The organism is Paenibacillus lignilyticus (assembly GCF_017942085.1).
GTDB lineage: Bacteria > Bacillota > Bacilli > Paenibacillales > Paenibacillaceae > Paenibacillus_Z > Paenibacillus_Z lignilyticus.
In genome coordinates, this window is record NZ_JAGKSP010000002.1 from 803,583 (window position 1) to 818,692 (window position 15,110).

The 15,110-nt window shown below is 48.4% G+C and carries 19 protein-coding genes; 3 read left to right on the forward strand and 16 right to left on the reverse strand.

All coding sequences use genetic code 11. From position 1 onward, the window contains the following. Positions 1–8: 8 nt before the first annotated feature. Both I8J30_RS33605 and I8J30_RS08580 read right to left on the reverse strand, forming a co-directional pair. A complete protein-coding gene (locus I8J30_RS33605; protein ID WP_276316094.1) occupies positions 9–140 on the reverse strand; it encodes a hypothetical protein in 132 nt (43 codons plus the stop codon). Positions 141–334: 194 nt separating this feature from the next. Then, a complete protein-coding gene (locus I8J30_RS08580) occupies positions 335–742 on the reverse strand; it encodes a VOC family protein (RefSeq protein WP_210657184.1) in 408 nt (135 codons plus the stop codon). A gap of 96 nt (positions 743–838) precedes the next feature. Here I8J30_RS08580 and I8J30_RS08585 point away from each other — a divergent pair, with 96 nt between their 5' ends. Beyond that, positions 839–2,398 carry a putative glycoside hydrolase gene (locus I8J30_RS08585; protein ID WP_210657186.1) on the forward strand — a complete coding sequence of 520 codons (1,560 nt, stop codon included), beginning with the start codon at positions 839–841 and terminating at the stop codon, positions 2,396–2,398. 54 nt (positions 2,399–2,452) lie between these two features. On the opposite strand, the gene I8J30_RS08590 is transcribed toward I8J30_RS08585, so the two are convergent. From I8J30_RS08590 to I8J30_RS08615, 6 genes are all read right to left on the reverse strand, one after another. After that, the gene (locus I8J30_RS08590; RefSeq protein ID WP_210657189.1) at positions 2,453–3,025 is read right to left on the reverse strand and encodes a histidine phosphatase family protein; all 573 of its coding nucleotides are present in this window, start codon (positions 3,023–3,025) and stop codon (positions 2,453–2,455) included. A gap of 140 nt (positions 3,026–3,165) precedes the next feature. Continuing rightward, the gene (locus I8J30_RS08595; protein ID WP_210657190.1) at positions 3,166–3,399 is read right to left on the reverse strand and encodes a hypothetical protein; all 234 of its coding nucleotides are present in this window, start codon (positions 3,397–3,399) and stop codon (positions 3,166–3,168) included. Next, positions 3,396–4,403: a phosphotransferase gene (locus I8J30_RS08600; protein ID WP_210657192.1), complete on the reverse strand. Its 1,008-nt coding sequence runs from the start codon at positions 4,401–4,403 to the stop codon at positions 3,396–3,398. The genes I8J30_RS08595 and I8J30_RS08600 overlap by 4 nt, the downstream gene beginning before the upstream one ends. Continuing rightward, positions 4,400–5,326 (reverse strand): phosphotransferase family protein, encoded by a 927-nt coding sequence (locus I8J30_RS08605; protein WP_210657194.1) that lies wholly within the window; start codon positions 5,324–5,326, stop codon positions 4,400–4,402. Before I8J30_RS08605 ends, I8J30_RS08600 begins: the two co-directional genes overlap by 4 nt. Before the next feature lie 193 nt (positions 5,327–5,519). Continuing rightward, positions 5,520–6,560: a stalk domain-containing protein gene (locus I8J30_RS08610; RefSeq protein WP_240547910.1), complete on the reverse strand. Its 1,041-nt coding sequence runs from the start codon at positions 6,558–6,560 to the stop codon at positions 5,520–5,522. Between the two features lie 160 nt (positions 6,561–6,720). Further along, complete coding sequence (locus I8J30_RS08615; RefSeq protein ID WP_210657196.1) at positions 6,721–7,008, reverse strand: hypothetical protein; 288 nt, start codon at positions 7,006–7,008, stop codon at positions 6,721–6,723. A gap of 281 nt (positions 7,009–7,289) precedes the next feature. Between I8J30_RS08615 and I8J30_RS08620 the strand changes: the two genes are divergently transcribed. Next, complete coding sequence (locus I8J30_RS08620) at positions 7,290–8,261, forward strand: N-acetylglucosamine kinase (RefSeq protein WP_210657198.1); 972 nt, start codon at positions 7,290–7,292, stop codon at positions 8,259–8,261. Positions 8,262–8,315: 54 nt separating this feature from the next. Here I8J30_RS08620 and I8J30_RS08625 read toward each other — a convergent pair whose 3' ends face one another. Genes I8J30_RS08625 through I8J30_RS08640 form a run of 4 tightly spaced genes read right to left on the reverse strand, consistent with a single transcriptional unit; the run spans position 8,316 to position 11,032 of the window. Beyond that, positions 8,316–9,161 (reverse strand): phytanoyl-CoA dioxygenase family protein, encoded by an 846-nt coding sequence (locus I8J30_RS08625; protein ID WP_210657200.1) that lies wholly within the window; start codon positions 9,159–9,161, stop codon positions 8,316–8,318. Positions 9,162–9,201: 40 nt separating this feature from the next. Next, entirely contained in the window at positions 9,202–9,648 is a 447-nt protein-coding gene (locus I8J30_RS08630) for a GNAT family N-acetyltransferase (protein ID WP_210657202.1), read from the reverse strand. A gap of 30 nt (positions 9,649–9,678) precedes the next feature. Then, entirely contained in the window at positions 9,679–10,590 is a 912-nt protein-coding gene (locus tag I8J30_RS08635) for a phosphotransferase family protein (protein ID WP_210657204.1), read from the reverse strand. Positions 10,591–10,621: 31 nt separating this feature from the next. Then, the gene (locus tag I8J30_RS08640; RefSeq protein ID WP_091222993.1) at positions 10,622–11,032 is read right to left on the reverse strand and encodes an NUDIX hydrolase; all 411 of its coding nucleotides are present in this window, start codon (positions 11,030–11,032) and stop codon (positions 10,622–10,624) included. Positions 11,033–11,182: 150 nt separating this feature from the next. Here I8J30_RS08640 and I8J30_RS08645 point away from each other — a divergent pair, with 150 nt between their 5' ends. Further along, positions 11,183–12,430 (forward strand): ATP-binding protein, encoded by a 1,248-nt coding sequence (locus I8J30_RS08645; RefSeq protein ID WP_210657206.1) that lies wholly within the window; start codon positions 11,183–11,185, stop codon positions 12,428–12,430. A gap of 22 nt (positions 12,431–12,452) precedes the next feature. Here I8J30_RS08645 and I8J30_RS08650 read toward each other — a convergent pair whose 3' ends face one another. From I8J30_RS08650 to I8J30_RS32940, 4 genes are all read right to left on the reverse strand, one after another. Beyond that, entirely contained in the window at positions 12,453–13,040 is a 588-nt protein-coding gene (locus tag I8J30_RS08650; RefSeq protein WP_240547911.1) for an RDD family protein, read from the reverse strand. A 138-nt stretch (positions 13,041–13,178) separates the two neighbouring features. Next, positions 13,179–13,748: a YdeI/OmpD-associated family protein gene (locus tag I8J30_RS08655; RefSeq protein WP_210657208.1), complete on the reverse strand. Its 570-nt coding sequence runs from the start codon at positions 13,746–13,748 to the stop codon at positions 13,179–13,181. A gap of 237 nt (positions 13,749–13,985) precedes the next feature. Beyond that, positions 13,986–14,471 (reverse strand): cysteine hydrolase family protein, encoded by a 486-nt coding sequence (locus I8J30_RS08660; RefSeq protein ID WP_210657210.1) that lies wholly within the window; start codon positions 14,469–14,471, stop codon positions 13,986–13,988. Between the two features lie 139 nt (positions 14,472–14,610). Further along, complete coding sequence (locus I8J30_RS32940) at positions 14,611–14,925, reverse strand: ArsR/SmtB family transcription factor (protein ID WP_240547993.1); 315 nt, start codon at positions 14,923–14,925, stop codon at positions 14,611–14,613. Positions 14,926–15,110: the final 185 nt, after the last annotated feature.

Consider the following 15,110-nt stretch of genomic DNA (forward strand, 5'->3'; position numbering starts at 1 on the left):
CCCCCAATTCATTGCTTCTCTTTATTATAGTGAATCTCAACATTCTCATTTTTTAAGATCATTTCATCCTGCTTCAATTCGATTTCGTAATTGGCATTGTTAATTTCAATTTCGCGATCCGACTTCCATTCATAGTTCATAGTGGTGACTGACGCTTTAACTATTTTGACGGTACGATCTCCCTGTATCTCATTTACATAATTCCCCAAGGTAATCTGTCCTTCTTTAATTTCCAAGTAATTGAATGGTACAACTCTAAGTTACTTCACCCAATTCGGTATCTACATGTGAAGTGTCGCCTCCGGAGGGCAGGATCCTAAACCTATCCGAAGTATTATTGCTCCTCAATCGCCCAGAACCGATTCCCATAAGGATCAAAGAACATCATCACTTTATCGCCGACGACGCCGATGGTAATTTCACCGGCTGAAACCCCGCTTTTGATTAAATCCGCTCGCAGTCCTTCGATGTTGTTCGTCTCAAACTGAATCGAATAATGCGGATTCTGTTTAATGTTACCTGAGTACCACATGCTGCTTTCCTCATCTTCTTCACCATAAAGCAGGATCTCAGACCCGGATGCCAATTTAAGACTAGCGATTCCCGACTTCCAGAGAAGCTCAAATCCCAGCACATTCACATACCACTCGATTGCCTTCTCATAGTCGTCGAAGCTGCCCGATTTTGTAACCGGAATGCCCAGTACAAGTCCTTTTACGCCCATAGCGATTGTTGCCTCCATTTTTTTATTAGTTCCTGTTAACGAAGCATTGCCATTCAGCAAAAGCCATATAGTTTATGTAAGGACGCCACATGACTGCGAAGGAGTTCACATGCTATGAAAAAACACATTGCTGTAAGCTTGTTGTGCGCACTGCTGCTGTTTACGTCCGCCTGTACCTCAGAATCCTCTACAAACAAGGATCAGCCGAGTTCGAACACAGCACCAAGCACAACTCCCAGTACCAACAATGAACCTACGACAAGTCCTTCTGACAACACGACGAATACGGAACCGGTCAAACCCGCTGATGATTCATCGTCTACGGGTACAAACGACCCGGTGACCAGTCCTTCGGATGATCCGGCAACCACTCCGGATGATCCGGCAACAACGCCTAATCCGGATCCGGATCCAGACTCGCCCCCGGCCTTCCAATCGCCTTACGCCTTTGAATATCCCGATGCCGTACGCGGCATTTATGTTACGGGGTGGTCAGCCGGCGGTGAGCGTATGAAATCACTGCTGAAGCTCGTGGATGACACTGAATTGAATGCCATGGTTATCGATATCAAAGACGACGACGGATATATCACCTTCAAACCCGAAGGGGAATTAAACGCAAACGGGCAAAACTATATGCGTGATCCGAACGCCATTGTCAAAACGCTGCATGACCACAACATCTATCCGATTGCACGTATTGTGGCCTTCAAGGACACAGTCCTGGCCAAAAAACATCCGGAGCTTTCTTATGAGCTGGACGGCAAGGTGTGGCGAAATGGAAACGGCGATGGCTTTATCAATCCATTCTTAAAATCAAACTGGCAATACAATGTGGATGTCGCTATTCTGGCTGCTAAGCTCGGGTTTCAGGAAATTCAGTTCGACTACGTTCGATTCCCAGAAGGGTTTGAGAAGAAAGATAAAGTCCTTGCCTACTCTATGGGAGAGTACAAAGATAAGAAGCCAACCAAATTCATCGAGCAAGAGAAGGCTTATGCAGAAGAGACGGCTGCTTATGAGGCTGGTCTTCCACCGCTGCAAAGCGCTTACGACACGGCAACTACAACCTATAACGGTGACAAAACCGATGCGAACAAGAGCGCACTCGATGCTGCCAAGAAGGCGCTCAGCGACTACAAGAAAACCTTGCCGAAAGCGCCGGATTTCAGCGAGAAAGCTCGTTTTACACAGCTCCGCGTTGATGCCATTACGGACTTTGTTCATTTTGCGAGGGAGCAGTTAAAGCCTTACGGGGTCAAAGTATCGGTCGATATCTTTGGCTATTCCGCCACGCTGCCCGAGGCACCCGGCATTGGGCAGAACTTCAGCCGTATCTCGGAGAATGTCGACGTCATCTCCTCCATGATTTATCCGAGCCATTGGAGCGATGGATATTTCGGCATTAAGCACCCGGATACCGAGCCGTACCGTCTTGTCCAAGAATATGCCAAACGCGAGAAGGAAAAGCTAAGCGCGCTTGAATCCCCTCCGATATCAAGGCCATGGATTCAAGACTTTACAGCCTCATGGTTAGCCAAAGGCAGCTACGTCCATTACGGCAAAGAGCAGGTGGATGCGCAGATTAAGGCACTCCACGACGCTGGCATCCATGAATATCTCCTATGGAATGCCGGTAACAAATATACGGCCGGCGTTAACTATACCCCTTAGCGAATAAGGCCCCGTTCAATCCGAGCGGGGCTATTCTTGTTGTCGGCCCGCGGGTTACAGATGTTTCGTGCAATTGAATAACATGCACGCCCACTCGTCATTGCGATGAGCGATGATCGTTAAGGATGTATTATTGATGTAGGTGGATTCAAATCTCTGCGGCAGAAGTCGCTGCAGCGATAGTCCGATTAGCGCTCCGTGGCTTACGATAAGAACTCGTTTATCCCGGTGCGTTGCCGCCACTTCTTCGATATAAGCTGCTCCCCGCTTCGCCACGTCCTCGAACGCTTCGATGCCAAGATCGAGTGAGCTCCAATTGTCGCCCCATTTTGCAACTCGCTCTTCCTCTGTCGTTCCTTCGATTTGCCCGCAATTAATCTCTCTTATTCGATCTTCTGTAATTAAATTGCCGATCCCCAAGGAGCTGCGCACCGCCTCGGCGGTTTGCTTCGCTCTCGTCAGCGTACTGGAGATAATGATGTCCCAGCTTTCGCCCGAAAGCCTGTCGGCTATGGCCTTCGCTTGGATTAATCCGGCTTCATTCAGCGGAATATCCGATATCCCCTGAGCCCTGCCCAGCACGTTCCAATCCGTCACGCCATGCCTGATAAGTCCGATTGTAGTCATGCTTATCTCCTTCCTTGACCCATATGAAAAACAGCAATCTCCGGTGCATAGGCTCCAGCAGTGCAGCTATTAATCCTATGATGAGCATGCTGATTCCGCCCTTATTTCTCTATATTGGGCTTACTCACCTTCGTTATAAATTAGCGATTCATGAAATACGAAACTACAAACGCAAACGCACCCAGAACAATCGCAGCGTAAAAGAAATAACCAAACCATCGCAGTACTCCGGGCATGCTCTTCAGGTCTGCTTGCTTGCCCGGAACTCCCATAATAGTCTGGTAGTGTTCCGTGACATTGTTAAATACGGGGACATCTGCAGCGTCGCGTGTGGAGGTTTCTTTCTCGGAGCTATCGCCGAACTTGTTATTCATACTACTTCCTCCTCGTTCAACCAACCTTCGATAACGGTTTGTTGCTCCGCATACCGCCTTAAGGCGTTCATCGTTGCCAGCACTTGCTCCGTCCCCATCTGCTGCTCATGTTCATCCGTGCATTCCAGCCATAACGACCGCTTGAGGTTATACTCCAGCCAACCCAGCATCCCGGCAAAACCTTGATCTAATACCACATTCCATTCGGCCTCGAGGGTTCCGCCTTTCTTCTTGTAGCCCCTTAAGAAAGCTCGAAATCTCTCGCGATCTAGATTTCCGGCTTCATCCGCTGACCAGTATACAGCTGTCTCGGTTAAGTTCTGCATGGGATTTATCGGCCCGGAGGCTTCCCAATCAATGAGAATGGGTCTGTCTTCGTTCCACATCACATTCTTGGCGTCCAAATCCATGTGACTGATCACTGTGCTTGATGCCAGCCATTGCGCAGCCTGGTTCGCTTTCGCGCTCCAGTCGTAGAGCTGATCCACCGTTTCCTTCGCCAAACTAACCCACGCCGATTGATTGGTTTCACCTAATTCTACATAGTGATCCCAATTCGTTACTTGCGCATCGCCGAAGGTCTCATTCACATCGATGCCTAACGCGGAGAAGTCCGTCTTATGAATAGCTGCGAGAATCTCTCCGATTCGTTCAGCGTGAGCTATGGTGATTTCATGCGGCTTCAGACTTCTTCCCGCCACCCAATCGAATACGAGAAAGTAATGGTCATCTACTTGCTGCACGGAAGCATCGTTATATCGCTTAGCCGGAAGAGCAGGCACGTTATTGGCTGCGATTGCCGCAATCTTCTCGGAATGAATCATATTGGACATCGCGGCAGGTCGCAGCATGACTTGCGGGTTCAAGGCTTTAACGGCATACTTCCCGGTGGTTGTTTCAATAGCATACATGCGATGCAACAGCCCGCCCGTCACCACTACCGGCTGACCGACCATCTCTCCCAGCTGTAACTGCGTGCAGAGTTTCTCGAAGATCTTGTTCATCGAAGGTCACCTTGCCTGTACCAATTCGGTACCACGCTTTCAAAATGATTATGATCGTCCAGCAGAATGCGAATACGGTCCATCATCGAATCGAGCTGCTCCGGCACGACCTTGAGCGTCCACGTAATGGAGCCAAATATCGTCATAGCTGCGTATAACGCGTATAGATTCCAGAACTGCTCCGGAACTTCTCCGTCAAAATACCCGTCGATTTGCCCAATCGAGAACGGAATGCTGACCTCGCGGCTAAAGTAAGCGATTTTTAAAAAATCATGATACGGGTCTCCCCAGTCGTACCGATTGAAATCGATCGCCGCGACGTACGCCCCATTATGAACGAGCAGATTGGCCGGATGAAAATCGTCGTGCTGAAACCTGTTCGGACGCCCCTCCAGCAGCGGTAAACGCTTCTCGATAAAAGCAATAACGGCCTCCTCCTCAGGAAGCTTGACGCCACAGCGGAAGTACTCATCCATGTGACGTTTATGCTTCGCAGCCCTATGCGCGGACCACGCTTCCATGTCTTCCTGCGCTTCCACTTCGTGCATCATAAGCAATTCCCGCCCGGCTTCGACGCCTACTTTGTACTGTTGATCGGCTGTCATCCGCGGCAGCTCTTCCATCGCATCTTCACCCTCGACATAGCGCAAAACCATATAACACACGTCCAGCGCTTCAATCGTACCGAATGCAACAGGCTCAGAGGTGCGTACTCCGCGATTATGAATAAGGCATACCGCCTCAAATTCGCGGCGTTTCTGTTCGGTCTGACTGTAAGTGGCAGTACGAAGTACGTAAGCCGGCTTGTCGCCATCTTCGTAAACGAGATATTTTCCATCGTATGAGAAGCCTTTATGAATCTGCGAAACAGCCGCCGCCTGCCGCAGCTGCGGGATATGTTCTATAATTTCATTTATATGCATCGGGACGCTCCTCTCGAGTACCTATTCATCTGCCGGCAGAAATCCGCCCATGAAGTAAGCAAAGGCAGCTGATCGAAACGATCGCTGCCTTCTGTATTGGTTCCAAAACCTTCCATCTATTACTAATAGATTATCGTGCATTTGTTCCCATGTAAACAATAATTTTCCGCTAAGCTTCAACTAGGCTAAAGCATCAAAATACGCGTCTTGCCGTAACAAACCGATCTTTCCACTGCCCGTCAAAATCCTCGATATGGACGCCAAGCTTGTCCGAATACGTGTGAAGGATTTTGCCATCCCCGGCATAGATGCCTACATGTCCGATGTCGAGTCCGCGTGCGCTAAAGAACATCAGGTCTCCTTTTCGCAAATCTTCTACTTTAATCTCCTTCCCTTCCTTCGCCTGGTCATAAGAGAGGCGCGGCAGATCGACGGAGAGGACCTGGTTAAACACGTGTTTCACGAAAGAAGAGCAATCGAAGGTATCGGTTTGACCGGGATCCGCGCCGAATTCATAATGCGTGCCGAAGTATGTGGAGCCGAAAGCGATGATTTGATCGGCTTGCTTCATGGTCAGGCTCGGGCTCGTGTAGGTCGTGTATTTAGGCTTAGCCGAAATAAATCCGATCGTCTTATCTGCCGTCTGCACTTCCAGCCAGTTCGCATCGATTTCACGAATGACATGAATCCGCTGGCCCTTCGGAAGCATTCGGATAACAGACTTCTCGTCGGTTGCATTCGGCAGCGTCCTCAGATTAGCACCGTATGTAATCTCTGTTTCAAACGAATCGGCGGACGATATCGTGATGGTTTGAGAGTAGGCATGCCACTGGACGACATTGCCCAGCAGCTCACTGATGAACCGCAGCGGCACCATGGAAGAACCGTTGATGACTTTGCCGGGCGCCGGAAGCGTCAGCTTCTCGTTATTCTTGTAGGCGAACTTGTCACCCATTTGATAGGTTATGAGGCTGCTGTCTTTCGTAGCCGTCACTGTGTGATTAGGCTCGTCCCAGCTAACCTTGGCACCTTGCGCCTCGAATATCGGACGTAACGGAACATAGCTGACTCCGTTCTCAATTACAGGCTGAACAGGCAGTTGAAGCGGTTTCCCATCCAGCAACAAGGCAGGCGATTGTTCATTCGGCGCCGCCAACACGCTATTAGCTTGAATCATCGTCATCCATGCAATAAGAGACATAATCGTCACACGTTTAATGGAATTATTGCCCAAATCAATGACACCCTTTCCTTATGAAGTACTTATTAGACGCGGATTAGAGGGCATTTGTTCTGGTCTGAATTATGAACTTATCTTAATGAAAGGATCTGGCATTCACGAAAAAAAGCCTCATCCTGCCGTAGAGCCAGGCTGAGGCGATTTAGGATATCTATTATTGCTCGATAGCGATCTCATATTTCTCGGCAACCTTCTTTAAATATTGCTCGACGTAATCAAAATCGCCTACCTTGTCACTGGCAATGACGACTGCATTTTCCATGCCTCTGACATGCACCCTGATTACCTTCACATGAACGGTCCTGAGCAGTTTTCTCACCGGCTCTCTTACCAGTTCCAGCCGCTCGAGCTTGCTATACTCGATTCTTTTGGGAGTGCTGTCCTTCTCCAGCCTCAACACCATTTCCCCCGCGTCCAAGTTGACATCCACTGCTTTCAGCAAATTGTTCAACCTCCTGGTTTGAAATCGAAATGATAATCCCGACTCATTTGCATTGTATTCGTGCAGTTGTGAAAATATGTGCTCTATTTGATTCTTTTATCCCGGAAGGTATATGATGGATACTAATTCAAAATATACCTTACATCGATTTGGAAGATGTGCGGTTACTGAGGTGTGCGGCTTAATGGAGTTTATACTTTATCTATTTCTCATCTTATTCCTCACGAAGATTTTCGGACATCTGTCGATGCTGCTGGAACTGCAGAAGCGAGGGATTCAAGATGAATGCAGCTGATGTTCTCATCGGAATTGACGGAGGCGGGACAAACACTCGGGTGTTGGTCTGTGACCTTAAAGGAAACGTTCTTTCTTATTGCGAGAAAGGGGCGGCTTCCATCCGCAAAGATGTATTAGCTACACAGAATGTACATGCCGCCATCACAGAAGCACTGGAGCTTGCCAATAAAGAGGGCCGACGGGTGATGGGAACAGCCGCCGGAATTGCCGGGTTCGATTCGGATTCCGATCTCGAATGGGTCGCGCCTTTAACAGAGGTCCCCGGATTATCCGGTCCAAAATGGCATGTCAATGATGCCGTGGTAGCTCACTATGGCGCATTATTAGCTAAGCCTGGTATCGTAGTCATCTCGGGCACCGGCTCTATTATCGTGGCCATTGCAGAAGATGGCCGGTTTTCACGAAATTACGACTTCCATCATTATGCAGCAAGTGCTGCCCGATTTATTGCTTACGATGCCGTCTATGAAATTCTTGCCGGCCAGACCGGTCAAACTGACGAAGCACTCATTCAGTCCATGCTCCAACATTGGAAGGTACAATCGGTAGCTGAATTCTCCAAGCTGGCGCGAGGAGGATTCACGGAAGACCGTCAAGAACGCGACAAGATATTCGGTCAATTCGCACCGGCGATTACTCAAGCAGCCGAGCAAGGAAGTGCTGTCGCTGTAACTGTCTGTGACCGAGCCATGCACCAAATCAAAGTCGGCATTGAGCTGCTGGCTGCATCTTTTGCAGGCGATACGGTTGAGGTTACATTTATCGGAAGCGTTGTAAACAGTCCTTACTTCTCTAAATCGTTACGGCAAATGCTTTCGGTTGGAAGAAACAAAAGCTATACCCTTGTAGAACCGAAGCTACCTCCCGTTGCCGGAGCTGTACTATATGCAATGAACCGGCTAAAGCTTCCGATTACTCTTGACAACATTCACAACCTGCAGTCATATCGTTATTAACCCAATAGAAAACCGCCCTTTGAAAGGGCGGTTTTTTCAATGCATCCCGAATCGCTACTTCACCATATGAACCGGATAATAAGCCGGAATGGGTTTCGTATAATTCTCTCTTGCGAATTTGATTTGGTTGGGTGTCCATTGGGAGTAGAACAAGCGAGTGTCATGATCATCGCTGAGCGCGAGCACCTCAGGTACCGTCGCCCAGTTGGTCAGCGGGTAGCTCGACGCCCGGGAATGGTAATTATGCATCGTCCGCCGGCCGTGCGTGCAATCCGCTCTTCCACCCTTACGCGTATGGTACGTCGTAATATTGTAGAGCACGGCGGTACCGGCTTGACCGCGAATCGGAATCTCCTGATAAGCTTCCCCTTGCTTCTCCTTCGCTTCATCTAGCGTTCCGTACATATGACTATTCGGTACTAAGCAGAATGCCGGGCAGCACTCGTGAACGTCTGACAAGTAATAGATGACACAAGCATACGTGCTGATATAGGGATTCTCCGGATCGTAAATCTTCCCGCCGATCGTGCCATAATAGCTGATATCGCGGTGGAAATTCATCTCGCTGGCGCTTGCCCGGTCTGCGGAAACATCCCGGAAATCAAATTGGGCGAAACGCGCTTCTCCGAGCAGCACTTCCTGAATGAGCGGAAAGATCTTGGGATGACGAATGAATGGATCCATCGCAAGCGGATGTTTCTCGAGGAAGCTGGCTGTGCCGACCGCGCCTTCAATCGGTTGATGCCAATGCTCCGGCGATTCTTTCAAGGATGCTTCTACCAATCCGTTCAAGTAGTCCAGTTCCTCCTGCGACAACGCATTCGGTATGACGGCAAAGCCATTAGCCTTGTAATGCGACAGAACCTCTTCTTTCGTCGTTTGAACAGCGTTCGTACCCATAAACCATCAGCCTCTCTTTCATAGCCTTATAAGATGATTATTATGGCGATACCCACTCGTACAGAATATCGGGTAAATTTTCTTCATTTTCATGGCCTCTGGCAATGACTTTGAATCCGTGCTTCTCATAGAATCGCTGCGCGATTGCATTCACTTCAAACGTGTATAAGCGTAATCTGCCGCTTGATTGCTCTTTGGCTTTATTTAGTAGCGTTTGACCTATCCCGCTTCCAAGGTGATCGATATGAATATAGAGCTGACTCACTTCGCTCTCATTGTAAGCAATGATGCCAACCACTTCCTCGCCACGAAGTGCTAATTCAACATGAAACCGCTCCGGCAAAATCGAATTCAAAAAGTAAATGTGATCTTTCACACTGTGGAGAGCCTTCTGCCCAATCGCCTTTTCTTTGCTCGCCCTCCACATGTCTACGGTTTGCTCGGCGTACTTGGGGTTGTACGGAATCAGGATAATTTGGTGCTGCATCAGTGAAATCCCTCCATTGCTATTCAACGGTTAGATATAGGTCAACACTTGATCGGCATTTCGTTTCCTATCCTCTGCGCGTTCCCTAAAAGCGCTGTAGGCAATATGGTCAAGTCCAATGTGAATGAGATAACAGAGTAAGCGTTCCTTCATCTGTGCAGGCGGGCCTCCGCGCTTGTCCCAGTGGTGGTCCAGTATGGCTTGTAAGTCAATCCCCTGCCATTGCGGATACCAAGACCACCAATAAAGAAACCAAGCATGGTCGTAGAGAGGATCGCCATAGAACGCGTTCCCCCAATCGAATACCCCGGTTAGTTTCCCATTGTCCACCAACACGTTTCGGTTCAGCAGATCATTATGGACGATCCCTCGGATCTCCGGGAGCTGCGCTGCGAGTTTACGGAGCTTTACTACTCCGGCATCGAAGATGCTTGCCTCGCGCGGCGAAGTGTCCAGCCGTTCGCGCCAGCCGGCAAGCCTCTCTCTGGGCTCGGCCACCGCTAACAGCTCAGCTCCCCAGCTCGGTCCTGTTCCTTCCGGGCGCCACAGACCGACTTCCTGTGTACCGGTGAGATCCAGCGTCTGAAGCTCATAGAGCGCATCAACCAATTGGGGTAGAACAACCCGCATTTCCGACTCGGCGAGCTCGTCGAGATGCTTTTCTCCTCGAACGCGTTCAGATACGGCGAAGAATCCGTTCTCCGTCTCACCGATTTCGATAACCTTCGGAATCGGCAACGATGCCAAGGAAAATGCTCCCATTGCACGATCCTTCTTAAAGTCGTCCACATAAGCGCCGAAACGAATAACCATTTCACGCCCATCAAGCACGAAGGAATAGGCTCTCGACCAATCGCCCGATGCCAGAGGTGCAAGATCATCGGCACGACTGCCGAAGTGCTCTTGCACAAAACGGTTCGCTAGCTGCTTGAAATCTTCCATAGTGCTCCCTCCTGTACATGTAATCGAAAAGCTATAGCCGAAATTCCACATAGAATGGTTGCTGTTCTGCATCTAAACACAACCGGATTCGTTCCCTGAAGTTCCCCCAAGTCACCATCTCTAACGCTGCTTCGATTGGAAAAAAACCTACTTCCAAAGATTCATTAGATGTAGTTAATTCCCCTCCGACCGGTGTGCCTAAGAATAACGTGTTGCAAATCGACTGGCTTACATTTTGAAAAACACCGCAAAACCGGGTTACCTCTATTTCTATTCCGCTCTCTTCCTTAGTTTCCCTGATTGCCGCCTCTTTCAACGATTCGCCTTCTTCAACCACGCCTCCCGGCATTTCCCAGCCCCGTTCAGGTCCTTTAATTAACAATAGTTCATTGCGTTCGTTAAGAACAATGGTTGCCGCGGATACAAAATGTTTTGGAGCCATGTCATCATCCCCCGTTTCGATTAAACGCTGCTTGTTACTACAAAAGTAGCCACAAGACGACGATAATGTAAAAATTCTCTCCTCCCCTTGAAGGAAACAACCGCTCTCTTCTCGAAAACAATGGCAAGCCTTCAGAAAAGGAGCAACCTCATGCTCTCTCAATCTGCCCTCATACTCAACGCGTTCATTATTTTCCTGCCTTTGATTTTTTACCGTCATACCTATAAACGCAAGCACCCGCTCTTCGTGTACGTGTTGTTTTTGATTCCTATGATCATTACAATGACCTTTCCGGTCAAAATTTTCGATTCCGTGCTCGACCTGAGAGGAATTCCGCTCGTAATCGGCTCTCTCTACGGCGGCCTGTATACGATGCTGCTCTTATTCGGCAGCCTGCTTGCGTACCGCCAGATCTTGGGCGGTATCGATCTGTTTCATTACTTCCTTTCTCTATTGCCGTCGATCGTGCTGCTGCTGCTGCTCGTCAAGAAGTACGAGAAAGCCGAAGCCAAGCGGAGAATGCTGCTCGTTGCCGGTACATGCCTCTTTTTGCGCGTGACGGTCGTCAATTTGTACGCCCTGCTCGAAGGGAACACTTCCTTCTTTATGGCGTCATTTGTTCCGACTCTTCCCATCATCATCGTTCAATGTATCATGGCAGTGATGCTGGTGTTCATAATCGAAATGATCCGCACGCAAAATCGGATGCAAGAGGACATCATCCAAGCGGAGAAAATGAAGGTCGTCAGCGAAATCGCGGCGTCCGTAGCACATGAAGTCCGCAATCCGTTAACGTCCGTCCGCGGCTTTATCCAACTGTTGTCCGATCCGGCACTCAACGATAGGAAGCGTCGAGAGTTCTCTTCCATTACGCTCGAGGAACTGGACCGAGCGGAGGCCATCATTTCCGATTACTTATCGCTCGCCAAACCGCAGATCGAGAGACTCGAACCGATCGTCCTGGAGGATGCGCTCGCTAAAGCATCCCAAATCCTGAGCTCCTACGCGAATTTGCAGAACGTCGAGATCATCACGGACATCAAGCTCACCGCAACGGTATACGGCAGCAAGTCCAAGTTCAGGCAAGCCATCATCAATATCGGCAAGAACGCCATCGAGGCGATGCCCCGCGGGGGTATGCTGACCTTGACATATACGGTCAACATGCCTAACCAAATCGTCACAATCACGATCGCCGATACCGGTATCGGCATGAACGATGAACAGCTTAAACGGCTGGGCTCGCCCTACTACACCACCAAAGACAAGGGCACCGGTCTTGGGACCATGGTCATCTTCAGCGTCATTCGGAGCATGAACGGCAAGATCGAGGTCCGCAGCAAGGAAGGCGAAGGTACTACGTATTTCATCACGCTGCCCTTGACGCAGCAAGCTTAAAAACGCTTATACTCCTCTATCCTTAATCCTTGTACCTTATTACAGTTCCCGCTATGAAGTCATATACGGTTCGTTTCTGTTTATTTAATAATGGACTTATCAAGTAGAGGAGCACCAGACCATAGACCGTCCCCAATAAAGAGTAGATCAATGAGTCCGGGTATTCAGTAGGAAGAACCATATGCCAAATCGTAAAATGGGCCAGCTCCCAAGGAGCGAATTTTAGAGCAGAACGGAGAAGGGAAACTCCGAGACCGATTGATTTCCCATTTGCGCCGGTCACCACAATTCCCATTTTTCGTTTTCCCCATGTTGCATGCGCCGCCGATCCCTCACATAGTGCAAAATAAAGATATACTGGAAGCGTGATGAATAGAAACCCACTGATCTCCGCCATCAACGGAGAAGTCGAAAACAATGGAGTCAGCCAAGGACGAATCACAAAAGATATGCCGATCAGCAGAATGATATAGCCCGATATGATCGCGTAATCCCACAGAAAAGCGATGAGCCGAGTACCTACAGATGCACTGTTTGCATTTCCACGCCGCTGCATAACGTTACCCCTCTTAACCAAAATCAAGCCATTATTAAGCCCCTCTTCTCTCATTGATTATATCACCAAATTATTACAAATCTGCTTTGATTTTCGTTTAACTTCCAACCATTGCATGCAAAATAAGCGGCTATCTGCATAAGACAGATAGTCGCTATTCGAGTTTTGTCCGGATGGAGGCTGAATGGTGCCCTATTCACACAAAAGGCGGCCATTATCATGCCATTGACCGTACATCTTGTTCTCTTTCGTGTTTGCAATGAATTTATCGAGTCTGCTCTGAAATAATTCCGGCTGATCTTTATAACTTTGTATCGTGTCGATTCGAATTCTTGTATACAGATCTGGGAAAGCCATGAAGTTATCATAGACTTGCTGATCTTCTCTGAGCCTGCGCTCTATAGCCTCAATAATCCGAAAGGAATCCGGGCTCATATCTGGAAGCACCTTTCTCCCTTCGTCACGCATGAATCCCAAACGTTCGAGCCGGCGGACGCGTTCTTTGTTCAATTCCGTCCATGAGCTTTTTTTGGTTCGCGGGGACAACCTCTGCGCCAGCCCGGTTTCGGATATTTTTTTCTTCACGCCGTCAATCCATCCGAAGCACAACGATTCTTCGACGGCATCCAAATATAACACTGCATCGGGAGTTGGTGTCATGCTAACCACGACCCAGCACGATTTTTCACTCGTACTATTCTCCAGTAACCATGCCCGCAACTCTTCTCTCGTTCGTGCCGGAAGTACGTTTTGCATCTCCATCAGACCATTCTCCCTTGACTGCGATGTTGAAGATACTGATCCAACAGCGCATATATAACACCGACGGCTCCGAAGAGCAGCATAGCCGTGCTCCTATCCAGACCATATTCCTGAATAAATAGATCATCATACAACTGAATAAACATCATGATTCCGCCAATATGACTATCAGCCATTGCATGAAGTACCGGAGTACCTGCACAATAAACACCACCCAATCGAGCTATTGGACCGGATTTATTTGAGTAAGTAGTTAACGACCGGATAAGAGATTAGATTTCGATCTCGGTAAGTCGACGTTATGATGTCGGCGTGTTTACTTAGAATCCCGTTTTGCAATAGGACAGGTTTGAATCCTCGCTCGCTGGCTCCGTTATAGGTAAACAACACGCATTGCTCCGCCGCATACCCTGCAAGGATGACTAATTCCACTTCATGCTTGTGCAGAACTTGCTCCAGCTCTGTTTGCCAAAAGGCATTCGAGCTTTCCTTGCTTACAATGATGTCTGTGTCCTGAACTTGAATCTCCGGAACCGAGTTGAATGCTTCTCGATTTGACTCCGAAATACCTTCAATGTCGTGAACGTGTATGACTGTGTGATTATTGGAACGCAGCGAATCGGACACATAGTTAATGTACTCACTGGCTCGTTCTATCATCGGCTTGTCTAAACCTTCCAGATGGACTGTTTGCATATCAATAATTAGGAATCCAATTTTCATTGATGATACTCCCTCCATTTATATGAATCCTGATGCCCTTCCAATTATACCAAATCATCTTCTCGATCTATACACAAACAAGGCAGACGATCCAAGTGATCGTCTGCCTTTACGGTCGTTGAATAAAACTAAGCGGTAATTAATCATGCCTCAAGTGCTGTAACGTTTGGATAAATATTTGCTCCACATGATCATCATCCAAGGAGTAAAATACGGTTTTCCCTACTTTACGTCTCTTTACGATACGCAAGTTTCTAAGAAACCGAAGCTGATGGGAGATCGCTGATTGCCCCATGTCGAGCACCTGCGTCAAATCATGTACGCATAGCTCGCTCTGTGATAAGGCATGAATGATCTTAACCCTGGTCGGATCCCCAAGTGTCTTGAATAAATCAGCCATCGCATTAGCCGCGGACTCATCGACTAAATTTTCTTTCACGGTTTTGAAGTCCATTTGCGTGCCGCTGCATGAATCGTCGCAGGTTTCTATCGTAAGCTTATCGTCCAACTGTTCCACCAACCATAGATTATTATGTCCTTCATTATAACATAGCCGGCAGCCGATTGTTGCAGCACTCCGGATGGACGAATTACATTTGACAGAAAAATAATTCCAACATATCATATGAATAGATGCTC